A 23857-nucleotide genomic window follows, 5' to 3' on the forward strand; every position below is an offset into this window, starting at 1 on the left:
GTTCATTCGCATGCGAAGCGCTATCTTGCGCTTCTCCTTTTGTTGCTCTGGACTGAGCTTGCGGGCGTCTTCTTTATCCATGCCAATATCATACCACAAACGCCCTATATATTTGCCGGGTTAATAAAAGGATTGCCTGACCAACTAACCAAAGCGCTTCAAGAGCGTAAAGGGGGAAAGAAGGCGTGCCAAATAAATATTTCGGTCTTTGGATTTTCACGTGGCGCAGCCCAAGCGCGCGTCTTTGTCAACTGGCTATTCGAGATTTGCAAGTACAACAAAGGCAAAAAACAATGGACGCTTGCCGGCATCCCGATCAACCTCCAGTTTCTTGGCATCTTCGACACCGTCGCCTCAGTCGGAATAGCAAATATTTCAAAAAAAACAATTAATACGGGTCATTATAGCTGGGCAAACAAAAAAGCACTGAAAATCCATCCAGCAGTCAAGCGTTGTGTGCATTTTGTTGCCGGACATGAAATCCGCGCTTGTTTTCCGCTGGATTCCATCTGGCGCGATGCCAAAATGCGCCCAAAAACTTTGATAGAAGTGATGTACCCCGGAAGCCATTCCGATGTTGGTGGAGGTTATGCTCCCGGGGAGCTTGGCGTATCGCTAAGCGCGAATTCACTCATATCGATCATCCCGGGAAGGAATATGCATGCGCATGCAGGCAACGCCGGAGTACCCTTGAAGATAAATGCATATTACAAAAGCGACCTCATTCCATCAGACAAAACCTTGCAACATTTCAAGGCATACATGGATGCTACCGATACGAAAGGAACAGTCAAAGAAGCTGGACGAAAACACATGGCCTACTACTTCAGTTATAGATTCAAATACCGTAGTCAGTTTAAAACTCTACCATTTTACAAAAACACAAAGAACAAAAAACAGCTTAGAGATCTTGAAATAAATCAAAAACATTTCATAGCTCGCTTAACCACCCTTCTCCCCCCCCTCCTCCATTGGTCACACGCCTCGAATACGAAAAAACAAAAATGGTGCTAGCCAAAGATTTCGACCCCAAAAATAAAAACAATAACAAACTATCGGACCGGCATGCCAAGGAAGTCGCCCAAAGAATCAACACAGCTTCACTACGCAATGATATAGAAACATTTCTCGGCGGTTACATTCATGACTCCATGGCCGGTTTTATAGAACAACTCGATGAATACACTATCAACAAAATCGGATTCTTGAGCTTCCGCACCGTTTATCCAGAAGAACCCACTAATAAAAATTCACCAAACCCCTAGATTTCCAATGAAACTTGTTGTCAAAAACCATTCCATCTATTTTCAACTCACCACACAACCCATTTCGCCCCTTTGCTGCACCGCAACAAGATGGTAGTCTTGCCGCGATACCATCAGCGTCCCCCCACGCGGAGCACAGCATGAGCGAAATCGACCTGAAACGCTTCTTCCTCGAACAGGTACCCCTGTTCGCCAGCTTCCCGGCCGACAAGGTCGAGGAAATCGTCATCAAATCCCGGCTCGCCACCTTCGAAGGCAACGAGGCGATGCTCGAAACCGGCGACGAAACGCGCCATTTCGGCATCATGATCAGCGGCCACGCCGAGATTTCGAATGCCGACAACACCGGCACCCGCACCGTCATCGCCCAGCTCGGCCCGGGTGACGTCTTCGGCGTGCTGTCGCTGCTCACTGGCGATCGCATCGCCGCCGACGTGATCGCCGGCAATCGCTGCTTCGTGCTGATGGTGCCGCAGGAAGTCTTCGCTTCGCACATCCTGGTCAATCCGAAAGCAGTCGCCTACCTGTCGCGGCTGCTCGCCGAACGGACGCGGGCGATCAGTGCCGGCGAACTCGCCGACAGCCAGGGCAAGGCGAAGACCGAGGCCGGCGACCTGCTGTCGCTGACCACCCGCCAGCCGGGCAAGGTCGTCGCCCTCAACGTCGGCATCAGCCAGATCCACTTCGGTATCTACGACACCGAGGAAAGCGGCGCCGACATCCACGGCATCATCGACAACGCCGACCAGCAGCACGCCCGGATCACGGTCATGGTCGGGCCGCAGCGGCAGACGCTCGAACACGAGCGCTTCAAGCTGTCCGACCTGTTCAAGGTGATGAGCGAAGCCACCGCCCGCCTCGGCAAGGCCTTCACCTTCCATCCGGAAGACGTCGTCGCCATCGGCCACCGCGTCGTCCACGGCGGCAACCGCTTCTCCAGCTCGGCGGTGATCACCCCGGCGGTGATCGCCGACATCGAGGAACTCGCCGTCTTCGCGCCGCTGCACAACCCGGTCAACGTCGCCGGCATCCGCGTCGCCCTCCAGCAGTTCCCGAACGTGCCGCAAGTCGCCGTCTTCGACACCGCTTTCCACCAGACGCTGGCCCCCTACGCCTACCTCTACGGCCTGCCCTACGACCTCTACAAGCAGCACGGCATCCGCCGCTACGGCTTCCACGGCACCTCGCACCGTTACGTCTCGCTGAAGGCGGCGGAAGTCCTGCAGCGCCCGCTCGGCGAACTGGAAATCGTCTCCTGCCACCTCGGCATCGGCGCCTCGCTGTGCGCCATCGACCACGGCCGCTCGGTCGACACGACGATGGGCATGACGCCGACCGACGGCCTGATCATGCCCAGCCGCTCGGGCAGCATCGACCCGGCGGTGATGATCCACCTGATGGAACAACACGGCATGTCGCCGACCCAGTTGTCCACGCTGATCAACTGCGACAGCGGCCTGAAGGGCATCTCCGGCATTTCCAACGACATGCACGAGATCGAGGCCGCCGCCGCCGACGGCCACCACCGTGCCCTGCTCGCGCACAAGGCCTTCTGCTACCAGGTCAGGAAAAACATCGGCGCCTACGCGGCGGCGATGGGCGGCATCGACGTCCTCGCCTTCACCGGCGACATCGGCGAAACCAGCGCGACGGTGCGCAGCCTGGCCTGCCAGGGCCTGGGCTACATGGGCATCAAGCTCGACGAGGAGAAGAACCGCCACCTCGGCAAGTTCGATTCCTACGCGGTCATTTCCGCCGACGATTCGCCGGTGCAGATTCTCGTCGTCGCCAACGACGACGAGCGCCTGGTCGCCTGGGAAACCCTGCGCGCCATCGAACGCAACGAACTGCTGCTGGAAGCCCAGGCCGAAGACGCGCCGGCGATCCCGGTCGAAATCTCGGCCCACCACGTGCATCTGGCGCAAGCCGACGTCGAGGCCCTGTTCGGCCCCGGCCACCAGTTGACGCCGATGCACGAACTGTCGCAGCCCGGCCAGTACGCCTGCGAGGAAAAGGTACACCTGGTCGGCCCCAAGGGGCGCATCGCCAACGTCCGCGTGCTCGGCCCGACGCGCAAGGAAACCCAGGTCGAGATCGCGATGACCGAGCAGTTCAAGCTCGGCGTGCAGCCGCCGATCCGCCAGTCGGGCGACCTCGCCGGCACCCCCGGGCTGACGCTGGAAGGTCCGTACGGCAGCAGCCAGATCGAGCGCGGCGTGATCTGCGCGCAGCGCCACATCCACATGTCGCCGGAAGACGCGATCCGCTTCCGGGTGCGCGACAACACCGTCGTCCGCGTCCGCGTCGAAGGCGAGCGCCAGTTGATCTTCGGCGACGTCGTGGTGCGCGTGAACCCGGCTTTCCGGCTGGCCATGCACATCGACACCGACGAAGGCAACGCCGGCAACATCCAGACCGGCATGCTCGGCTACATCGAGGAAATCCAGAGCCGGGCCTGAACTCGGGAAAACCCTGGCGGCCCTGCGGATTCACGGGTGATCGGCGTAGAATGGGGCTTTGTCCCGTTCGACGCCCATCATGTCTGCCGCCGCGTCCCGCTGCCTGGTTTTCCTGTTTGTCCTGCTCCTGGGTTTTGCCGGTCATCGTCCGCTGCAGGCTCAGACCTTGTACTTCGCACCGCTGCCAATGGAACAGCCGGAAGAAGTGGTCAAGCAGTTCAAGCCGATGCTCGACTACCTCGAAAAGCGCCTGGGAACCAAGATCGAAATCCATTATTCGACCTCCTACGCCGAAATCCTCGAGCGCTTCCGCACTGGCCAGCTTGACCTCGCCTACCTCGGCCCGCTGCCTTACGTCAGCCTGCGCGACAACTACCCGCAAGCCGAGCCGCTGGTGCATTTCCTGGAAAAGAACGGCCAGGCGACGTATTCCTGCGCCCTGATCAGCGCCGGCGAAAAACTCGCCCGCCCCTTGCGCGGCAAGACCTTTGCCCTGACCCAGCCGTTGTCGACCTGCGGCTTCCTGGCCGTCGATGCGATGCTGCGCGAGCGCGGCGAAAAACTCGAAAACCAGCGCTTCCGCTATCTCGACAAGCATGACGAGGTGGCGCTCGCCGTCGCCCGCGGCGATTTCGATTTCGGCGGCATCAAGACGGCAATCGCCCTGCGCTACGCTCACCTGGGCATCACCATCCTCGACGAGACACCGCCGCTGCCCGCCTTCGCCCTGATCGCCAACAGCCGGCGCATTGCGCCGCAACGTCTGCAACAGTTGCGCGAACTGTTGACCGGGCTCGACCCGAAAGGGAATGAGCGCAAGCTGCTCGCCGGCTGGGGCGAACAATTGCGCCATGGCGCCATCGCTGCCCGCGACGCGGACTACGATGTCGTGCGCCGGCTGCGCAAGCAGGCCACCATTCCGCAAAAGGGCAATTTCTGACGATGCCTGACGCCATGGCCAAACCCGCTGGCGGCATCGGTCATCGCTGGGCGCTGCCGATCTTTTTCCTGCTGCTGATGATCGGCACCTGGCTGCTGCATCAGAGTCAGCTCGAAAAACAGCGGCTGCACGAAGAGCAGCATACCCAGGCGCTCGCCACCATCTACGAGGCCAGCCTGCAGACCTACGCCAAGGCAACCAGCATCCTGTTCTCGGAACGGATCAAGCAGGACGAAGTCCTGCAACTGGTCGGCGCCGCCTCGCAAAGCACAGGCGAGGCGCAGATTCCCTACCGCGCCCGACTCTTCCGCCTGCTCTCGCCGACCTATCGCAACCTGCGTCAGCTCGGCATCCGCCAGCTGCATTTCCAGACTGCCGACGGCAGCAGCTTCCTGCGCTTCCACGAGCCGCAGAAATACGGCGACAACCTGCTCGCCACCCGCCCCTCGATCCGCCAGGTGCTGGAAACCCGCCGACCGGTGCAGGGCTTTGAAGCCGGCCGCGTCAAATCGGGCTTCCGCTTCGTCCATCCGCTGCTCGACGGCGAGCGCCTGCTCGGCAGTGTCGAGACCAGCATCGGTTTCCGCTTCATCCGCGACGCCATGCATCAGCTGCAACCGTCGCGCGAGTTCCACTTCATGCTGGCCAAGGAACAGACGCTGCCCGTGCTGTTCGAATCGGAGCGCTGGCTTTATGGCGAATCGGGCGTCCATCCCGATTTCCTGGTCGAGGATCCGCAAGTCGTCCTGCCCGATAGCCCGGCGGCACCGACGCCGGAAGTTCAGGCGATCAACCAGAAGCTGCGTGAACTGAACGAAGTCCAGAACGGCATGCATGAGTTCCGCGCCTTTTCAATCAGCGTCAGCATCGAAAACCAACCCTGGGTGGTCAGTTTCCTGCCGGTCAAGGACGTTTCCGGCCTGTCCAGCGCCTACATCCTTTCCTACACCCGGGCGCCCTACATCGACGTCCTGCGCCACGAGTTCCTGACCCAGTTCGTCCTCATGCTGGCCGCCCTGGGCATCCTCCTCTTCCTGCTGCTGCGCCTGATCAAGTCGCGCGAACGGGTGCTGCGCGAGCAGCACAACCTGGTCGCTGTCACCGAAACCATGGGCGACGGCCTGTACGTGCTCGACGAGCATGGCAAGGTCGTACTGGTCAATGCCTCGGCACTGAGCCTCCTCGGTTTCGAGCGCCAGGCGCTGATCGGCCAAGTCGGCCATTACCTGTTTCACCGCCACGGCAATAATGGTTGCGGCCCGCTCGAAGAATGCCCGATCTACCAGAGCGTCAGGCAGGGCAAGCATTTCTTCGGCGAAGAACAGTTCTCGCGCGCCGACGGCAGCAGCCTGCCGGTCGAAGTCAGCAGCACGCCGCTCTACGACGGCCGGCGCATCGCCGGCTCGGTCACCGCCTTCCGCGACATCACGCAGCGCAAGGCGGACGAACGGCGGCTACGCCAGGCCATCGCCGACGCCGAAGCGGCCAACCAGGCGAAAAGCGCCTTCCTCGCCAACATGAGCCATGAAATCCGGACGCCGATGAACGGCATCCTCGGCCTCACCGCGCTGACCCTGGACAGCGAGCTCGACGCCACGCAGCGCCAGTACCTCGATCTGGTCCGTCAGTCGGCCGAATCGCTGATGCTGATCCTCAACGACATCCTCGACTTCTCGAAAATGGAAGCCGGCCGCATGGTCCTCGAGGCGACGCCGTTCAAGTTGCGCGAGCTGGCGCTCGGCACCGCCCGCGTGCTCGCCGCACGCGCCGCTGAAAAGGGGCTGGAGGTACTGATCGACATCGCCCCGGAAATTCCCGACGCCCTGGTCGGCGACCCCGGCCGGCTGCGTCAGGTGCTGCTCAACCTGATCGGCAACGCGATCAAGTTTACCGAACACGGTGAAGTCACGCTGCGCATCGCCCTCGCCAGCACCGGCAGCAACCCATGCCGCCTGCGCCTGGCAGTGATCGACACCGGCATCGGCATCGACCACGCCAAGCAGGCGACGATCTTCGAAGCCTTCGGCCAGGCCGACGCCAGCGTTACCCGGCGCTTCGGCGGCACCGGCCTGGGCCTCACCATCAGCCGCGAAATCGTCCGCCTGATGGGCGGCGAACTCGCCGTCGACAGCACCCCCGGCGCCGGCAGCAACTTCCATTTCGAACTGGAACTGCCGCTCGCCGCCGACGCCGATGCCGCGCCGCCGAGCAGCGCCGAAACCGGCATCGACAGCCTGTGGCTGCTCGCCGTACGCAACGAGCGCCTGCGCAAGCTGCTCGCCGCCGGCCTGCGCAAGCAGCGCCGCCAGGTGCAACTGTGCGCCAGCAGCGAATCCCTGCGCGAGCAATTGCAGCAAAGCGCCCGCCTCGGCGAGACGGCACGCTACGACGTGCTGGTTGCCGAACAGGACTGGCTACCCGCGAGCTTCGCCGAGATGCCGCTCTATCGCAGCGGGCTGCGTTCCGGCGCCGTCGTCCTGGCACTGATCCCGATGAATGCGGCGGCGCCGTCGGCGTCGCGCAGCTTCGCCTCGCGCGAACTACCGAAGCCCCTGCTGCCGGAAGACCTGCTCGCCGCCGAGCGCGAAGTCCGCGACCAGGCGCGCCGGCCGGACAAGCGGCGGGCCTGGGAAGACAACCCGGCCGCCCCGCCCGCCGCCGACCCGGAGGGACTCAACATCCTGCTGGTCGAGGACAACCCGATCAATCAGCGCCTGGCCAGCGCACTACTGGAAAGACAGGGGCACCGGATCAGCATCGCCGGCCACGGCCAGGAAGCGCTCGACCTGCTGACGGCGAACCCGGATTTCGAACTGGTGCTGATGGACCTGCAGATGCCGGTGATGGACGGCTTTGAAGCCACCCGCCAGTGGCGGCAGCAGGAAAGCATCAGGGGCCGCCGCCCGCTGCCGATCATCGCGATGACCGCCAACACCATGGCCGGCGACCGCGAAGCCTGCCTCGCCGCCGGCATGGACGGCTATGTGGCAAAACCGGTCAACGCGGCAGCACTGAAAAGCGAGATCGAACGCCTGCACCCACGGGCCGCCTGAGCGGCGCCAGCCGCCAAGGCCTCAGCCTTCGGGCAGTTCGCCGATGCCGCTGCAGACGCTGGCCAGTTCGAGCGCCAGCGCATCGATCGTCACTGCCTCGCCGCGCCGCAGGCGATCGCTGACTTCGCCGGCCAGGCCGTGCAGCACATGCAGCGACAGGCTGCCGGCAGCCCCCTTCAAGGCATGCGCCAGTTGCTGCGCCGCCTGGGTTTCGCCAGCAGCCAGCAGCGCCTCCAGGCGCGCCGCATCGTCGTGGTGACCGTCGGCAAACATGCGCAGCAGCTTGACCGCACGCCCGGCCTGGCCGCGTACGATGCGCAGCAGCGCGGCAGCATCAAAGCCCGGCAGCGCCGCCAGGGCGCTCTCCGGATCGGATGGTGGCACTGCTGCCGGCGAGCGACGCGGCAGCCAGCGCAGCAGTGCGGCGTACAGCGCGTCGGGATCGACCGGCTTGGCGACAAAATCGTTCATGCCGGCGGCAAGGCAGGTCTTGCGGTCCTCGGCAAACGCGTTGGCGGTCATCGCCAGGATCGGCAAGGCCCGCCCCTGCGGCAAGGCGCGAATGCGGCGGGTGGCTTCGAGGCCGTCCATCACCGGCATCTGCACGTCCATCAGGACCAGGTCGAAGGATTCGCGCTCGATCAGACCCAGACCGAGGGCGCCGTTATCGGCGGTGGCCACGGCGAGACCGATGTCGCAGAGCAGCGTGCGCGCCACTTCCTGATTGACCGGGTTGTCCTCGCAGACCAGGATGCGGGCCCCCTGGCAATCGCGGACCAGGCTGGCTTCCGCCTGTTCGCCGGCGAGCTGGGGACGGGCTGCCGGCACCCCGCTGGCGACCTTCAGAGCGGCGGTGAACCAGAAGCTGCTGCCCGCCCCCGGCGTGCTTTCGCAACCGGCGCTGCCGCCCATCAGTTCGGCCAGTTCGCGGGTGATCACCAGCCCCAGGCCGCTGCCGCCGTGCAGGCGGGTGGTCGAACTGTCGGCCTGCTCGAAAGGATTGAACAGGCGCGACTGGGTTTCCCGGTCGATGCCGATACCGGTATCGCAGACCTCGAACAGCAGCTTGTAGTGCCCGGCATCGCGCGACTGCAGGCGAACGCGCAGCAGTACCGAGCCGTGATCGGTGAATTTGATGGCGTTGCTCAGGTAGTTGAGCAGCGCCTGCGACAGGCGGGTCGGATCGCCGTGCACCAGCAGCGGCAGCTCTGGCGCATCGAGGTGGAGTGGCAGTCCCTTGCTCTGCGCCCGTTCCTGAACCAGGGACAGGGTCCGTTCGAGCAGTTCCGGCAGGTTGAAATCGGTCTGCGCCAACGCCAGTTTGCCGGCTTCGATGCGCGACAGGTCGAGGATGTCGTTGATCACCGAGAGCAGATGATCGGCCGAGGCCTTGATCATCTCCAGGTGCGACTTTTCCAGCCCGCCCTGCGCCTGCCGCAGCAGACGGTGGGCGAGGCCGACGATGGCGTTCATTGGCGTCCGGATCTCGTGGCTCATGTTGGCCAGGAAAGCCGACTTGGCGCGGCTGGCGACTTCCGCATTGGCCTTCGCCGCCTCCAGTTCGCTGGTGCGCTGGCGGACCAGCTCTTCCAGATGGTGACGATGGCGATCAAGCTCCTCGCCGATCCGCTTGCGCTCGGTGATGTCCTGCTTGACCGCCAGGTAATGGGTGATCCGGCCATCGGGTTCGCGGATCGGCGAAATCACCGCGTACTCGTAATAAATTTCGCCCTGGCGGTTGCGGTTGGTCAGCTGCCCTTCCCAGATCTCGCCGCGCAACAGGGTTTCCCACATCGCCTCGAACTGGGCGCGCGGCGTCAGTCCGCTCTGCAGGACTCGCGGATTGCGGCCGAGCAAGGCATCGGCGGGATAGCCGCTGACCGCGACGAAAGCCTGATTGACGTATTCGATGCGCGCCTGCAGATCGGTGATGACGACCGCCACCGGGCTCTGCTCGATCGCCTGTGACAGGCGGCGGACCAGGGCGCCGGCCTGGCGTCGTTCTTCAAGCATGGACAGCATCGCCGCCTCGCGCCGGGTGCTTTCGATGGCGATCGCCGCCAGCGTCGTCGCCGCTTCGACATGGCGGCGGACATTGGGGCTGACCGTCGGCGCCGGCGTCGGCCAGTAGATGGCAAAAGTGCCGAGCACGCGGCCATCGGTGGACAGGATGGGCAGCGACCAGCAGGCGGCCATGCCGAATTCACCGGCCAGTCCCCGGTAGTTCGACCACAAGGGATCGCCGGCAATGTCACCGACGAAAACCTCCTTGCGCAGGAAGGCAGCGGTGCCGCAGGAGCCGACCGCCGGCCCGATTTCCAGACCGTCGATCGCCGCCGTGTAGGCAGCCGGCAAGCTGGGTGCCGCGCCCGGCCGGAGACGGACGCCATCCTCGTCGAGCAGCATCGCCGCACAATGCAGACCGCTGCCGGCAGCCTCGATGCGCCGGCAGATGTTGCTCAGCACATCGGGCAGCGGTGCAGCGATCGAAATCAGGTGCAGGATATCGTTGCCGAATTCGAGCAGGCGTTGCTGGAAGCGCTGTTCGGTGAAATCGATGAAGGAGGCCAGGCAGTCGTCGCCGAGCATCGCCGCCGAGATGCCGACGCTGCGCACCTGGCCGTCACGGCAGGTGACGTCGCATTCGAGCTGGCGCAGCTCACCGCCGCTCTTCACCGCGCGCAACGTGGCCTGCCATTGGCGGTCGATCGCCTCGCGGTAGCCAGGATCCGGGAAGGCACGCTGGGCCCAGGCCCGCAGATCGGGAATTTCCGCCGCCGCGTAGCCGAACAACTGGTGGAAACGGCGGTTGGTAAACACGATGCGCTGCCCGGCGTCGAGATAGAACATCGGCAGCGGCGCGTTTTCCAGCAGGCTGCGAAAACGCGCCTCGCTGCGCTGCAGTTCGCTTTCGTGACGCTTCTGGGCGTCGATGTCGATCGACACACCGGCCGAAAACAGCGGCTTGCCCGCGCTGTCGCGCTCGATCACCTTGCCGCGCGAACTGAACCAGCGCACGCCACCGGCTGCGTCGCGGGCGCGGAAATCGACGACGAACTGTCCGTCCGGCCCGTGCAGCCCGCCGCGAAACGCGGCGCTGACCCGTTCGCGGTCGGCCGGTTCGATCCGCTGCAGCACCTCGTCGAAGGCTTCAAAAACGCTGTCGCGGGAGATCTGCAAGACGCTGTTGAGCGCCACGCTGCGCGTCAGCAGGTCACGTCGGTGGTCGTATTCCCAGGTGCCGACACCGGTCGCCTCGAGCACCATGTCAAGCTGACCGGCCAGCCGGCTGCGTCCCTTCTCGGCAAGCAGCGAACCGAGACGTTCGAGCAGCCGGTGCTGGCTGACGACACCGATCAGCCGGCCGTCGCGACCGCGCACCACGAGGTGGCGCAACTGATCGGCATCCATGCGGCGCGCCGCGTCGGCCACCGAAACGTCCTCGTCGACGGCATGCAACGGCGATGACATGACATTGCCCGCAGTCAGCCGGTCGAGATCGCCCCAGACGGCAATCAGCCGTGGCAGGTCGCGCTCGGTGATGATCCCTTCGGCGTTGCCGTCGCGGCCGACCAGGACATGGTCGAGGCGCCCTCCTGCCATCAGTTCGAGCACCGCCTGCATCGGGCATTCCGGCTCGACCATCGGTTCGGCGTGCTCGGTGATCGCCTTCAGGTCACGGATCAACTCGAACAGGTCCTGATTGAGCTGGCGCCGGAAATCGCTCTCGCTGGCGATGCCGAACAGGCGACCGTTGCCATCGACGACGACGAGATGACGGATGCCGCGGCTGTTCATCAACAACTGGGCGGCGGCAAAATCCATTTCCGGCCGCGCTGTGACCAAGGGCGTGCTCATCACCTCGGCCACCGCCATCTCGTCGGACGCCCCCTCGCGCAGCAGGCGCAGCAAATCCCATTCGGTGAGGATGCCGAGCGGCCGTCCCTCGGCGACAACGACCAACGACGAAACGCGCGCTCCCGAAAAGCGCCCGATCGCCGCCGACAGTGGCAGATCGGGCGGCACGGTGAGCACCGAAGTACTGGCGATGTCGCTCAGGCGTAGCGCTGAAACAGAAGTCATGGCAGGAGAAACCTCGGCAAATCCCGATCACACTTCCTCAACGGCAACGGCCACCGGGCCGGACGCGAAGTGCAAGGCGGCATTCTAACGCCAAGACGATGGCATGTCTGCCTTTAGTAATAGTAACCGCGTTTTCACCCCCGTCGCCACAGCGGCGCCAGACCGACCAGGCCGAGCAAGGGACCGGGCAGCAGCAGCCAGGCGATAGCGGTGCCCAGCGTATCGACCAGCGCCGTGCCGAGATGGATCGCCGGTAGCGTCACCGCGAAGCCGATCGCCGTCTGGAAAGCCAGCGCACTGCCGACCATGGCCGGCGGGCAGGCGCGCGCCGAAAGCGCCGAAAAATGCGGCGAATCGGCGACCACGCAGAAGCCCCAGGCGAGCAGCAGCAACAGCGGCAGCCAAGGCGGCCCGCCAGCGAACAGCGGGAACAGCGCGCAGCAAACAGCCGAGCCGGCCAGTGCCGCGGCCGCGACGCGGGCGCTGCCGATGCGTCGGCTCCAGTAGCCACCGAGCACGCAGGCCAGCCCGCCGACCGCGACGACGGCGAAGGCCAGCCCGGACAAGGCGGCGCTGCCGGCCGGCGCGGCGCCGCTGGCGAGCAGCAGCATCGGCACCAGCGTCCAGAACGCGTAAAGCTCCCACTGGTGGCCGAAATAGCCGAAGGCGGAAGCGCGGAACTCGGGAATGGCGAAGGCCTCGACCACCCGCCCCCAGTGCAGCCGCGCGCCGCGCCGGGCAGCCGGCAAGTGCGGCCCGTCGCCAAGGCGCAGGATCAGCCCGGCGGCGAGCAAGGCGAGCAGCGACGAGGCGGCGACCGGCCACGGCCAGGCGAGTTCGCTGCCCAGATAACGAATGCCGTGCGGCAGCGCGCTGCCCAGGGTCAGCATGCCGACCAGCCAGGCCAGCGCACTGCCCGCCCGCTCGGGCACCCAGCTCACCACCAGCTTCATGCCCAGTGGATAGATGCCGGCCAGGCAGACGCCGACCAGGAAGCGCAGCGGCAGGCCACTGCCGAGGCCGCTGGCGCCGGCTGCGAACAGTCCGTTGCCGAGCGCGCCGAGGACGGCGCTGACGGCGAAGATGCGGCTGGCGGGGTAGCGGTCGGCCAGCCCGCTGAGGGCGAAAACCAGCGTGCCGCTAATGAAGCCGAGCTGGACGGCGGCGGTCAGGGCGCCGATGCCGCCGACGCCGACACCCCAGTCGCGCGCCAGATCGTCGGCCGCGCTGTTGGCGGAAAACCACAGCGAGGTGCCGAGCAGTTGGGCCAGCGCGATGACCGCTACCGGATAGCGATGAAGCATTGAGGAAAGCATGGCACGAATCATAATCCGGATTGCCTGACGGGCCGCTTACCAGTAAGGCCCGTCCCGGCACGCCGGCTTTGCCGCTCGGGGGCCGGGCGCGGTATAGTCCGCCGTTTTCCGTCACGCCGTCCCGAGCGCCGCCCGATGCCCCTGCCCGACCTCGACCCTGCCCGCTACGACCAGCAACTGGCCGCCAAGCTCGCCGCCTTTGCCGCCGATTTCGCCGCCTGCGAGCTGCCGCCGCCGACCGCCCACGCCTCGCAGCCGCTGCACTACCGGCTGCGCGCCGAATTCCGCGCCTGGCACCACGACGGAGTCTGGGACTACGCCATGTTCGACCCGGAAAACCCGCGCCAGCCGGTGCTGATGCGCGACTTCCCCGCCGCCGACGCGGCGATCTGCGCGCTGATGCCACGCCTGCGCGACGCCAGCCTGGCCAGCGAGACCTTGCACCGCCGGCTCTACGGCGTCGAGTTCCTCGCCACGCTGAGCGGCGACCTGCTGCTCACCCTGATCTACCACCGTCCGCTCGACGCCGACTGGGAAGCCGCCGCCCGCCGCCTGGCCGATGAACTCGGCGTCGCCATCATCGGCCGCAGCAAGGGGCAGAAGCTGGTGCTCGAACGCGACTGGGTCGACGAAAGTTTTGAACTCGACGGCCGCCAGTTGCACTACCGGCAATACGAAGGCAGCTTCAGCCAGCCGAACGGCGGCGTGAACCGGCAAATGCTGGCCTGGGCGCGCACCCAGGCCGCCGGGCTGAGCGGCGACCTGCTCGAACTGTATTGCGGCAACGGCAATTTCACGGTTGCCCTGGCGCCGCTGTTCGGCAAGGTGCTGGCCACCGAGGTCAGCAAGACCTCGGTCAAGGCCGCGCTGCACAACCTGGAAAGCAACGGCATCGCCAACACGGCGATCGTCCGCATGGCGAGCGAGGAACTGAGCGCCGCGCTGGCCGGCCGCGAAAGCTTCCAGCGCCTGCGCGAAATCGACCTCGCCAGCCACGAATTCAGCACCCTGTTCGTCGATCCGCCGCGCAGCGGCCTCGACCCGGCGACGCTGGAAATCGCCGCCGGCTTCGCCAACATCCTCTATATCTCGTGCAATCCGCAGACCCTGCGCGACAACGTCGCCGCCCTGCAGGCGACGCACCGCATCGCGGCGGCGGCGGTCTTCGACCAGTTCCCCTACACCCACCACCTGGAGTGCGGGGTGCTGCTGCAGCGCCGCTGAGCGGCGGCGTTCAGCGGAACCAGCCGGGCAGCAGCGAGGCCGTCGGCAGGAACAGCTTCTCGACAGCGGCGATGTAGCGCTTGCGGGTGCAGAAAACGACAACATGGTCACCGGCTTCGATCAGCGTGTCGTGGTGCGGGATGATCACCCGCCCGTCGCGCACGACGGCGGCGATGCTGGCGCCGTGGATTTCCGGCAGTTCCTCGATGCGTCGGCCTATCACCCGCGAACTGCCGCGCTCGCCGCGCACCACCAGTTCGAGCGCTTCGGCGGCGCCGCGGCGCAGGCTGTGCACGCGCGCCACGTCGGCCTGGCGAACGTGCGTCAGCAAGCCGCCGATCGACACCTGGGCCGGCGACAGGCCGATGTCGATCGGCCCGCCCTGCACCATGTCGGCGTAGGCCTCGCGGTTGATCAGGGCGAGCACGCGGCGGCAGCCGAGGCGCTTGGCCAGCGAGGCGGCCATGATGTTGTTTTCGTCGTCGTTGGTCAGCGCCAGGAACATGTCCATGTTGCCGATGTCCTCGCGCGCCAGCAAGGTCTCGTCGGTCGCCTCGCCGGTCAGCACCAGGGTCCGGTTGAGCCAGCCGGCGACCAGCGCAGCGCGCGCCGGCCGGCTTTCGACCAGCTTGACCTCGCAGCTTCCTTCCAGGCGGCCGGCGACGCGCGCGCCGACGTTGCCGGCACCGGCGATCATCAGCTTGCGCACCGGTTTCTGCATGCGCCGCAATTCCTTGAGGACGGTCCGGATATGCTCGGTGGCGGCAAGCAGGAAGACCTCGTCGCCGGACTGGACGACGGTGTCGCCGTCGATGTTGATCGCCCGCGTGTCGCGGAAGATCGCCGCAATCCGGGCATCGACACCGGACGGCAGGTGGCCGCGCATGGCACGGATCGGCTTGCCGACCAGCAGACCGCCCTCGTAGGCGCGCAGGCCAACCATGGTCAGCCGCCCTTCGGCGAACTCGACCACCTGCAGGGCTTCCGGGTATTCGACCAGCTTGCCGATGTAGTCGCTGATTTCCTGTTCCGGACAAAGCGCGAAATCGACCGCGAAGTTGTCGGTCGACAACAGCGTCGGGTCGAGGAAGTCGGGCGAACGCAGGCGGGCAATCCGGGTCGGCACGGCGAAGCGGCTGTGCGCCAGCTTGCAGGCGACCAGATTGGACTGGTCGGATTGCGTCACCGCGACGATCAGGTCGGCGCTCTCGATACCGGCTTCAGTCAGCACCGACGGAAAGGCGGCGTTGCCGGTGACCGTGCGCACGTCGAGGCGGTCGGCCAGTTGCGCCAGCGCCCCGGCATCGAGATCGACCAGGGTGATGTCGTTGGCTTCCGAAACCAGCGCTTCGGCGAGACTGGCGCCGACCTGGCCGGCGCCGAGGATGAGGATGTTCATGCGGTTTTGCCTTGGTTCAACGCCGCCAGAAGGCCGGCGTCAGGACGACGAGCAGGGTGAAGATTTCCAGGCGGCCGAGCAGCATCGCAAAAATGCAGACCCAGGTCTGGAAATCCTCGAGCACGGCGAAAGTCGTCGATGGACCGACTTCACCGAGGCCCGGCCCGGTATTGTTGACCGAAGCGACCACCGCCGTGAAGGCGGTGACCACGTCGAGCCCCGTGAAAACCATGAGCAAGGTCAGCGAGACGATGCTGACCATGTACATGAAACCGAAGGCGAGCACCGCGAACAGGATACCCTGCGGCGCCACCTGACCGCCGATGCGCACGCTGTAGACAGCGTTCGGGTGCAGGGCGCGGACAATCTCGCGATACACCTGCTTGTAGAGGAGCAGCGCCCGCGCCATCTTGATGCCGCCGCCAGTCGACCCGGCACTGGTCGCGAAACTGCACAGGAAGAGCATCCACAGCGGCGCGAACAAGGGCCACTGGGCGAAGTCGACGCTGGCGTAACCGGTCGTCGTGGCGATCGAGATGACGTTGAACGCCGAGTGCCGCAGCGCCTCGGCAAAATCCGGATAGACCGCGTTGGCGCGCAGGAAAACCGCAATCCCGAGCACCGAGACCAGGCAGACGCCGAGGAACCAGCCGGCTTCGGGATCGTTCACGTAAGGCTTGAGCGAGCCCCGACTGACGGCGACGAACAGGGTGCCGAAGTTCATGCCGGCAATCAGCATGAAGACGATCGCCACCGCCTCGATCGCCGGCGAGTTGAAGTAGCCGTAACTCGCGTCGTGCGTCGAGAAACCGCCCAGGCCCATCGTCGAAAAGGCATGGCAGACGGCGTCGAACCAGTCCATGCCGGCAACCCGGTAGCCCAGCACGCAAAGGACGGTGACCGCCACATAGACGACCCACAGCCCCTTGGCGGTGCTGGCGATGCGCGGCGTCATCTTGGCATCCTTCATCGGCCCCGGCGTTTCGGCCTTGAACATCTGGCGGCCGCCGATGCCGAGCAGCGGCAGGATGGCGATCGCCAGCACGATCAGGCCCATGCCGCCGACCCAGACCAGTTCGTGACGCCACAGATTGATCGACAGCGGCAACTGGTCGAGGCCGGAAAGCACGGTGGCACCGGTCGTCGTCAGGCCGGACATGGCCTCGAAATAAGCGTCGGTGTGGCTGATCCCCAGTTGCAGCATGAAGGGCAGCGCGGCAAAGGCCGGCAGCACGGTCCACACCAGCACCACCATCAGGAAGCCGTCGCGCACGTTCATTTCGCGCTTGACGTTGCGGTAGCGGTACCAGAGAAAGAGGCCGCAGAGCAGGGTCAGCGCGAACACCTCGTCATAGACCGCCTGTACGCCGTCATCAGCAACCCAGGCGAGAACCAGCGGCGGCAGCAGGGTCAGCGCGAAGAGCATGACGACCATGCCCAGCGCCCGCAGGACGGGAGCGTAACGGTTCATGAGTCGGGCTGGAAGCGGTAACCGACGCCGGTTTCGGTGAGGAAATGGCGCGGCTGGGTCGGATCGTCTTCGAGCTTCTGGCGCAGGTGGCCGACATAGACGCGCAGGTAGTGGCTGCTCTCGACGTAGGACGGCCCCCAGATGTCGGCGAGCAGCTTGCGCTGCGTCAGCACCTGGCCGGGATGGGCGAGCAGCATCGCCAGCAGGCGGAACTCGATCGGCGTCAGGCGGACCTGTTCGCCGCGCCGGGTGACCAGGCGCCGCGCCAGATCGACGACGACCTCGCCGAAGGCGACCAGCGGTGACGCTTCGCTGCCGCTGCGGGCGCGCCGGCGCAGCAGGGCCCGCACCCGGGCGCGCAGTTCGCCGACGCCGAAGGGCTTGGTCAGGTAATCGTCGGCACCGGCGTCGAGGGCGTCGATCTTGTGCCGCTCCTCGGTACGCGCCGAGAGGATCAGCACCGGCCCGTCCGACCAGCCGCGGTAGGCGCGGATGAAATCGATGCCGTCGCCGTCGGGCAGGCCGAGGTCGAGCAGCACCAGAGCGATGCCGCCGCCACCGGCGAGCGCCAGTCCCTCGTCCAGACGCCCCGCCTCAAGCACCGTGCACTCGTCGGCGGTCAGCGCCTGACGCAGGAACTGGCGGATCTGCGCCTCATCCTCGACGATCAGCACACGCGGCTTGTCGCTCACAGGACCTCCGCTTCAATCACCGGCGGTTCGCCGCGCGGCAGCGCAACGACGACGCGCGCCCCGCCGCCTGCCGGGTTCTCGAGGCGCAGCCGGCCGCCGTGGGCATCGACGATGGCGCGGCAGATGGCGAGGCCGAGGCCGGTACCCGGCGTCGTCGATTCGCCGCTGCCGCGCACGAACATCTCGCAGACCCGACCGCCATCCGGCTCGGGAAATCCCGGCCCCTGGTCGCTCACCGAGAGTTCGACACAGTCGCCGGCGAGCGCCGCAGCAATGCGGATTTCGCCATCGGCCGGCGAATACTTGGCGGCGTTCTCGAGCAGGTTGCACAGCACGCGTTCGATCAGCACCGCGTCGAAGCGCAACAGCGGCAGGTCGCGCGGCAGGTCGACCTGCAGGCGGTGGCGGCCCAGCGCAGCGCCGAGCAGCTTCAGGCTGCTGCCGACGACTTCCTCGAGCGGCTGCCACTCCTGGCGCAAGGTCACCGAACCGGCGTTGAGGCGGGCCATCTCGAGCAGGTTGGCGACCAGGCCGGCCAGCCGAGCGGCCTGGTCGCGCAGGGTCCGGGCATTTTCCTGCAGCGCTGCCGGCACCGCCGGTGCCAGGGCAAGCGAGTCGGCCAGCCCGACCAGTACCGTCAGCGGCGTGCGCAGATCGTGCGACAAGGCAGAGAGGATGGAACTGCGCAGGCGCTCGGTCGCCATCTGCACCTCGCTCTGCTGCGCCACCTCGACGTAGTGCAGACGCTCGACGGCGATCGCGGTCAGCGCGGCAAGCGCGTCGAGCAAGGCCAGTTCGTCTTCGCCCGGCGGGCTGCCGCTGTCGACGACCAGCACGCCGCGCGCCCGCATCGGCGCCCGCAACGGCAGGTAATAACGATCGCCGGCTGCCGGGTCGGTGCGCCGGCAGCCATCGCCCAGCACTGCTTCCGCCAGCGCCGCCGAGAACGTGCTGGCAGCGTCACGGATCGCCGCCGGGCTGTCGCCGAGCAGCAGATGGCAACGTCCGCCCAGTTCGCCGGCGACAAAGCCATCGACGATCTGGCGCACCTGTCCCATCTCGAGCGCCCCGGCCAGGCGGCTGGCCGCTTCGTAAAGCGCCCGCGTCCGCCGCTCGCGCCGCTGCGCCTCGGCCGCCTGCTCCTTCAGCGTTGCCGTCAGGTGACCGGTGATCAGAGCGGTGGCCAGCATCACCGCGAAGGTGATCAGGTATTGCAGGTTGCTGACCGCCAGCGAGAAATGCGGCGGCACGAAGAAGACATCGAAGAGCAGGACGCTGAGTACCGAGGCGAGCACCGCTGCAGCGCGCCCGAGGCTGACGGCGACGACGAGGACGACGAGCAGGAAGAGCATCACCATGTTGGCCAGGTCGAGCACCTCGCGCAGCGGCGCGGCGACGATGGCGACCAGCACGCAGGCAAGGACGCTCAGCGCCAGTTTCTGACGCAGCGAGAGATGATCGGTGGCAAGGCGTGACATGTTCGGCGGCACTCTGCATGAGGCGCAATGAAGCGTGCGCGCATTCTGGCAACAGCCGCGTAAAAATGTCGTAAAAAATTTGCCGGCCGGCGATCTCTGTTAAGCTCGACCTCACACCCTGCACGCTTCTTCCCCGTACCAGCGCGGCCTCGGGGCGCCACCGGAAAAACGACATGAGTGCCTTCAGCGAGTTTTCCCTGCTGCTGATCATCTCCGCCATCGCCGGCGCCATCTCGGTACGCCTGCGGCAACCGGTGATCATCGCCTACATCGTCGTCGGCATCGTCGTCGGACCGGCGGTACTGGGCCTGGTTTCGGCCCACGACCAGATCGATCTGCTGGCCCAGGTCGGCATCGCCGTGCTGCTCTTCCTGGTCGGCCTCAAGCTCGACCTCCATCATGTCCGCCACATCGGCCCGGTGGCGCTGGCCACCGGCCTCGGCCAGCTCGCCTTCACCATCGCCGGCGGCTTCGCGCTCATCCTGCTGCTCGGCAAGGGGGTCATGGAAGCGCTCTACGTCGCCATCGCCCTGACTTTTTCCAGCACCATCATCATCGTCAAGCTGCTCTCCGACAAGCGCGAACTCGACGCCCTGCACGGCCGCATCGCCGTCGGTTTCCTGATCGTTCAGGACCTCGCCGTAGTGCTGGCGATGATGGCGATGAGCGCCCTGCGCGGCGGCGGCGAAGCGGCGCCCGGCGAAGTCATCCTGTCGCTGGCCTGGCGCATCCTGGCCGCCGCTGCGCTGCTCTTCATCCTCATGCGCTGGCTGCTGCCCGGTCTGGTCAAGGCGATGGCGCACTCGCAGGAACTGCTGCTTATCTTCGCCATCGCCTGGGGCACCGGTCTCGCCGCGCTCGGCGAAGGGGCAGGTTTTTCCAAGGAGGCAGGCGCCTTCCTGGCCGGTTTCTCGCTCGCCTCGACCGCCTACCGCGACGCGATCAACGCGCGCCTCGCCGGCATCCGTGATTTCCTGCTGCTTTTCTTCTTCATCGACCTCGGCGCCAAGCTCGATTTTTCGACGCTCGGCGGCGAAATCCTGCCGGCGGTCGTGCTCTCCCTTTTCGTGCTGATCGGCAATCCGCTGATCGTCATGGCGATCATGGGCTACATGGGTTACCGCAAGCGCACCGGCTTCCTCGCCGGCCTGACCGTCGCCCAGATCAGCGAATTCTCCATCGTCTTCGTCGCCATGGGCATCTCGCTCGGCCATGTCGGGGTCGAGGCGCTCGGCCTGACGACGCTGGTCGGCCTGGTGACCATTGCCCTGTCGACCTACATGATCCTTTACTCGCACCACCTCTATCAGCGGCTGGCACCCTGCCTCGGGCTCTTCGAACGGCGCAATCCCTTCCGCGAACAGACGGTGGAAGACGAGCGCGCCGACCGCAACGCGCCGGAAGTCGTGATCTTCGGCCTCGGCCGCTATGGTGGCCGCCTCGCCCAGCAGTTGCAGGAAGCCGGCATCCGCGTCCTCGGCATCGACTTCGACCCGGAATGCGTCAGCACCATGCGCCAGGCGGGCATCCCGGTGCACTACGGCGACGGCCAGGAGTCCGGTTTTCTCGAGGAACTGCCGCTCAACGACGCGAAATGGGTGGTCAGCACCCTGCCCGACGTCGATTCCAACATCGCCTTCCTGCAGGCGCTGAAAGAACGCCGCTTCCGCGGTGAAGTGGCCTTCGTCGCCCGCGACGACACCCACGGCCTGCGCCTGAAGCAGGCCGGTGCGCCGACCGTGCTCTACCCGATGCGCGATGCCGTCGATTACACGGTCGAACATTTCGTCACCCTGATCCGTCCCGAGGAGGAACGCCCATGACTCCCTGCATCCTGGCCGCCACCGACCTTTCGGCGCCCTCCCGCCATGCCGTGGACCGCGCCTACCGGCTGGCCGCCGAGCACGGCTGGCCGCTGCACCTGGTGCACGCCATTGCTCCCGGATTGTTCGATGGCCTGCAGGCCCTGCTCGGCAGCGCCGCGCCGTCGCTCGACGCGGCGCTGGCCGAAACCGCCGCCGCCCAACTGGCGGCGCTTAATACCGAGCCGCGCCACGCCCGGGGCATCGCCGCTCAATGCACCGTCGTCAGCGGCCGCCCGACCGACGCCCTGCCCGCCCACGCCGCCGCCATCGACGCCGGCCTGCTGGTGCTCGGCGCCCGCGGCGAGGGTTTCCTGCGCCAGTTGACGCTGGGTTCAACCGCCTCGCGCCTGCTGCGCAAGAGCCGGCAGCCGGTACTGGTGGTCAAGCAGGCGCCGCACGAGCCCTACCGCCGGGCGCTGGTTGCCATCGACTTCTCGCCGCCCTCGCTCGCTGCGCTGGCCGCAGCCCGTCAACTGGCGCCGGAAGCGACGCTGGTCCTGGTCCATGCCGTCGAACTGCCGTTCGAGGGCAAAATGCAGTATGCCGGTGTCGATCCCGAGATCATCCAGCGCTACCGCATCCAGGCCCAGCTCGACGGCATGCAGCGCCTGCGCGAACTGGCACGCCAGCAGGCACTGCCGGCCAGCTGCCAGTTGCTCGCCCTGCACGGCAACGCGCCCAGCCTGCTGCTCGAACAGGAGCAGGAACAGGACTGCGACCTGATCGTCGTCGGCAAACGCGGCATGCACATGATCGAGGAACTGCTGCTCGGCAGCACGACCAAGCACCTGCTGATGGAATCCCAAGGCGACGTGCTGGTCGCTGTCTGAAGCTGCGTCAGTCTCCGAGCAAGGGCAGCGCCACCGGGCATTTCAGGCCGATGCCGGCAATCCGGCCGTCGTCGCCCATGGCGCGGACGACCAGCACGAAACCACCGATGCTGACGCGGTCGCCGACCACGGCCGGACGGCCGAGACGTTCAAGCAGGACGACATCGAGCCGCTGCCCGGCCTCGCCGTCGGCAAGCGCAAAACCGTAAGCGGCGGCAAGATCGCCGGCCAGGCAATCCGGCGCCACCGCAAACTCGCCGAAAAAGCTGAGGTTGCGACCGATATCTTGCGACGCTGCGCCGAACAGGCGCGCCAGTCGCTCGACCGTCGTTTCCGGCGCCAGGAACCAGACCCCGTCGCCGGGACGCAGGTGCAGACCGCCGCCCATCTCGAGCGCCTTGCCGTCACGCACGACGGCGATGCAGCGGACTTCGCCGGCGGCAAATTCTGTCGCCAGATCATCGGGATGGCGGCCTTCCGCCGCCGAGCCGGCGGTGACCCGGTATTCGAACAGCGGCAGCGCCGCCTCCTCGCCGACCCAGACTTCGCGCCGGTCGTGCGGCTCGTCGGCCGGCGGCAGTTCGACCTTGAGCAGCCGTGCCGCCGCCGGAATGGTCGCCCCCTGCACCAGCAGTGACAATAGGACGACCGAGAAGGCGACATCGAACAGCAGCCGGGAATCGGGCACCCCCATCACCACCGGGAAGATCGCCAGCACCACCGGCACCGCGCCGCGCAGGCCAACCCAGCTGACAAAAGCGACCTCGTTGCGCGCATAGCGGAAAGGCAGCAGACCGATCAGCACTGCCAGCGGCCGCGCCACCAGCATCAGGAACAAGGCCATCGCCAGCGCTTCCCAGGCGTGCTCGGCGAGGTGCGACGGCGTCACCAGCAGACCGAGGACGACAAACATGCCAGCCTGGGCCAGCCAGGCCAACCCGTCCATCACCCGCAACACATGCTCGGTGGCGTGGCTGCGCCGGTTGCCGACGATCACCCCGGCGATGTAGACGGCGAGCAGACCGCTGCCATCGAGCAGGTTGGCGGCGCCGACAATGAGCAGGCCGCCGGAGAGAATCAGCAGCGCGTACAGGCCTTCGGCCAGGTTCAGCCGGCGCAGCAGGGCGGCCAGAATCTTGCCGCCGAGCAGACCGAACAGCAAACCGATCCCGGCCTGCTTCAGCAACAGCACGGCAAAGGCGGCGACCCCGGCGCGCTCGGGATGGAGCAGAACCTCGACCATCACGGTGACGAGCAGGATGGCCATCGGGTCATTGGAACCGGACTCGATTTCCAGTGTGCTTTTCACCCGTTCGTTCAAGCGCACACCGCTATGACGCAGCAGGGCAAACACCGCCGCCGCATCGGTCGAGCCGACGATGGCGGCGAGCAGCAGGCCGAGGCGCCAATCGACGTCGAGCACCCAGGTGGCAAACACACCAAGCAGCGCCACGGTGCCGACCACCCCCCAGGTGGCCAGCACGGCGGCCGGTTTCAGCGCAACGCGGAAAGTGGCGGCGTCGGTACGCAAGCCGCCGTCGAGCAGGATCACCGCCAGCGCCAGCTGGCCGACGAAGTTGGCGGTGAAGAAATCGCTGAACAGGATGCCGCCTGGCCCATCTTCGCCGGCGAGCATGCCGACGCCCAGGAACAGCAGCAGCAGCGGCAAACCGAGGCGCGCGGACACGGTGCTGGCAAGGACGCTGATGAAAAGCAGCAGGCCGGCCAGCAGGAACAGGGTGCTGATCGTGGTCATGCCCCGAATCTAGCACAGGCAGTGGA

General features: G+C 66.0%; 15 protein-coding genes. 8 read left to right on the forward strand and 7 right to left on the reverse strand.

Annotated features, from left to right (window positions below; all coding sequences use genetic code 11):
• From ACE3OV_RS16240 to ACE3OV_RS16260, 5 genes are all read left to right on the forward strand, one after another.
• The coding region (locus ACE3OV_RS16240) for a DUF2235 domain-containing protein (RefSeq protein ID WP_374328528.1) at window positions 1-1014 on the forward strand (1014 nt) is incomplete at its 5' end.
• Window positions 1005-1265, forward strand: a complete 261-nt coding sequence (locus ACE3OV_RS16245) for a hypothetical protein (RefSeq protein ID WP_374328529.1) — start codon at window positions 1005-1007, stop codon at window positions 1263-1265. The genes ACE3OV_RS16240 and ACE3OV_RS16245, both read left to right, overlap by 10 nt.
• Before the next feature lie 140 nt (window positions 1266-1405).
• Window positions 1406-3724 (forward strand): acetate/propionate family kinase, encoded by a 2319-nt coding sequence (locus tag ACE3OV_RS16250; protein WP_374328530.1) that lies wholly within the window; start codon window positions 1406-1408, stop codon window positions 3722-3724.
• A 79-nt stretch (window positions 3725-3803) separates the two neighbouring features.
• A complete protein-coding gene (locus tag ACE3OV_RS16255) occupies window positions 3804-4664 on the forward strand; it encodes a PhnD/SsuA/transferrin family substrate-binding protein (RefSeq protein ID WP_374328531.1) in 861 nt (286 codons plus the stop codon).
• A gap of 2 nt (window positions 4665-4666) precedes the next feature.
• Window positions 4667-7717: an ATP-binding protein gene (locus ACE3OV_RS16260; RefSeq protein ID WP_374328532.1), complete on the forward strand. Its 3051-nt coding sequence runs from the start codon at window positions 4667-4669 to the stop codon at window positions 7715-7717.
• A gap of 21 nt (window positions 7718-7738) precedes the next feature.
• Here ACE3OV_RS16260 and ACE3OV_RS16265 read toward each other — a convergent pair whose 3' ends face one another.
• Both ACE3OV_RS16265 and ACE3OV_RS16270 read right to left on the reverse strand, forming a co-directional pair.
• Window positions 7739-11800 (reverse strand): CBS domain-containing protein, encoded by a 4062-nt coding sequence (locus ACE3OV_RS16265; RefSeq protein WP_374328533.1) that lies wholly within the window; start codon window positions 11798-11800, stop codon window positions 7739-7741.
• 134 nt (window positions 11801-11934) lie between these two features.
• A complete protein-coding gene (locus ACE3OV_RS16270) occupies window positions 11935-13116 on the reverse strand; it encodes an MFS transporter (RefSeq protein WP_374328534.1) in 1182 nt (393 codons plus the stop codon).
• A gap of 135 nt (window positions 13117-13251) precedes the next feature.
• Here ACE3OV_RS16270 and trmA point away from each other — a divergent pair, with 135 nt between their 5' ends.
• Window positions 13252-14340 (forward strand): tRNA (uridine(54)-C5)-methyltransferase TrmA, encoded by a 1089-nt coding sequence (trmA, locus tag ACE3OV_RS16275; protein WP_374328535.1) that lies wholly within the window; start codon window positions 13252-13254, stop codon window positions 14338-14340.
• 10 nt (window positions 14341-14350) lie between these two features.
• Here the strand turns inward: trmA and trkA are convergent, their stop codons facing one another.
• The 4 genes from trkA to ACE3OV_RS16295 are packed head-to-tail and all read right to left on the reverse strand — an operon-like array spanning window position 14351 to window position 19380.
• Complete coding sequence (gene trkA, locus ACE3OV_RS16280) at window positions 14351-15739, reverse strand: Trk system potassium transporter TrkA (protein ID WP_374328536.1); 1389 nt, start codon at window positions 15737-15739, stop codon at window positions 14351-14353.
• 16 nt (window positions 15740-15755) lie between these two features.
• Window positions 15756-17210 carry a TrkH family potassium uptake protein gene (locus ACE3OV_RS16285; protein ID WP_374328537.1) on the reverse strand — a complete coding sequence of 485 codons (1455 nt, stop codon included), beginning with the start codon at window positions 17208-17210 and terminating at the stop codon, window positions 15756-15758.
• The gene (gene kdpE / locus ACE3OV_RS16290) at window positions 17207-17902 is read right to left on the reverse strand and encodes a two-component system response regulator KdpE (protein WP_374328538.1); all 696 of its coding nucleotides are present in this window, start codon (window positions 17900-17902) and stop codon (window positions 17207-17209) included. Before kdpE ends, ACE3OV_RS16285 begins: the two co-directional genes overlap by 4 nt.
• A complete protein-coding gene (locus ACE3OV_RS16295; RefSeq protein ID WP_374328539.1) occupies window positions 17899-19380 on the reverse strand; it encodes a DUF4118 domain-containing protein in 1482 nt (493 codons plus the stop codon). Before ACE3OV_RS16295 ends, kdpE begins: the two co-directional genes overlap by 4 nt.
• Before the next feature lie 173 nt (window positions 19381-19553).
• Here ACE3OV_RS16295 and ACE3OV_RS16300 point away from each other — a divergent pair, with 173 nt between their 5' ends.
• Both ACE3OV_RS16300 and ACE3OV_RS16305 read left to right on the forward strand, forming a co-directional pair.
• Window positions 19554-21203 carry a cation:proton antiporter gene (locus ACE3OV_RS16300; RefSeq protein ID WP_374328541.1) on the forward strand — a complete coding sequence of 550 codons (1650 nt, stop codon included), beginning with the start codon at window positions 19554-19556 and terminating at the stop codon, window positions 21201-21203.
• Window positions 21200-22075: a universal stress protein gene (locus tag ACE3OV_RS16305; protein WP_374328542.1), complete on the forward strand. Its 876-nt coding sequence runs from the start codon at window positions 21200-21202 to the stop codon at window positions 22073-22075. Before ACE3OV_RS16300 ends, ACE3OV_RS16305 begins: the two co-directional genes overlap by 4 nt.
• A 7-nt stretch (window positions 22076-22082) precedes the next feature.
• On the opposite strand, the gene ACE3OV_RS16310 is transcribed toward ACE3OV_RS16305, so the two are convergent.
• Window positions 22083-23831, reverse strand: a complete 1749-nt coding sequence (locus tag ACE3OV_RS16310; RefSeq protein ID WP_374328544.1) for a potassium/proton antiporter — start codon at window positions 23829-23831, stop codon at window positions 22083-22085.
• Window positions 23832-23857: the final 26 nt, after the last annotated feature.

Source organism: Azonexus sp., assembly GCF_041909095.1.
Classification (GTDB): Bacteria; Pseudomonadota; Gammaproteobacteria; order Burkholderiales; family Rhodocyclaceae; genus Azonexus.

Excerpts from the sequence above, each read along its gene's own strand:
- ACE3OV_RS16250 (WP_374328530.1), top strand. The coding sequence starts at position 1,406 with ATGAGCGAAATCGACCTGAAACGCTTCTTCCTCGAACAGGTACCCCTG.
- ACE3OV_RS16270 (WP_374328534.1), bottom strand. The coding sequence starts at position 13,116 with ATGCTTTCCTCAATGCTTCATCGCTATCCGGTAGCGGTCATCGCGCTG.
- ACE3OV_RS16260 (WP_374328532.1), top strand. The coding sequence starts at position 4,667 with ATGCCTGACGCCATGGCCAAACCCGCTGGCGGCATCGGTCATCGCTGG.
- ACE3OV_RS16245 (WP_374328529.1), top strand. The coding sequence starts at position 1,005 with ATGGTGCTAGCCAAAGATTTCGACCCCAAAAATAAAAACAATAACAAA.
- trmA (WP_374328535.1), top strand. The coding sequence starts at position 13,252 with ATGCCCCTGCCCGACCTCGACCCTGCCCGCTACGACCAGCAACTGGCC.
- ACE3OV_RS16265 (WP_374328533.1), bottom strand. The coding sequence starts at position 11,800 with ATGACTTCTGTTTCAGCGCTACGCCTGAGCGACATCGCCAGTACTTCG.
- ACE3OV_RS16295 (WP_374328539.1), bottom strand. The coding sequence starts at position 19,380 with ATGTCACGCCTTGCCACCGATCATCTCTCGCTGCGTCAGAAACTGGCG.
- ACE3OV_RS16305 (WP_374328542.1), top strand. The coding sequence starts at position 21,200 with ATGACTCCCTGCATCCTGGCCGCCACCGACCTTTCGGCGCCCTCCCGC.
- trkA (WP_374328536.1), bottom strand. The coding sequence starts at position 15,739 with ATGAACATCCTCATCCTCGGCGCCGGCCAGGTCGGCGCCAGTCTCGCC.
- ACE3OV_RS16255 (WP_374328531.1), top strand. The coding sequence starts at position 3,804 with ATGTCTGCCGCCGCGTCCCGCTGCCTGGTTTTCCTGTTTGTCCTGCTC.
- ACE3OV_RS16285 (WP_374328537.1), bottom strand. The coding sequence starts at position 17,210 with ATGAACCGTTACGCTCCCGTCCTGCGGGCGCTGGGCATGGTCGTCATG.
- ACE3OV_RS16310 (WP_374328544.1), bottom strand. The coding sequence starts at position 23,831 with ATGACCACGATCAGCACCCTGTTCCTGCTGGCCGGCCTGCTGCTTTTC.
- ACE3OV_RS16300 (WP_374328541.1), top strand. The coding sequence starts at position 19,554 with ATGAGTGCCTTCAGCGAGTTTTCCCTGCTGCTGATCATCTCCGCCATC.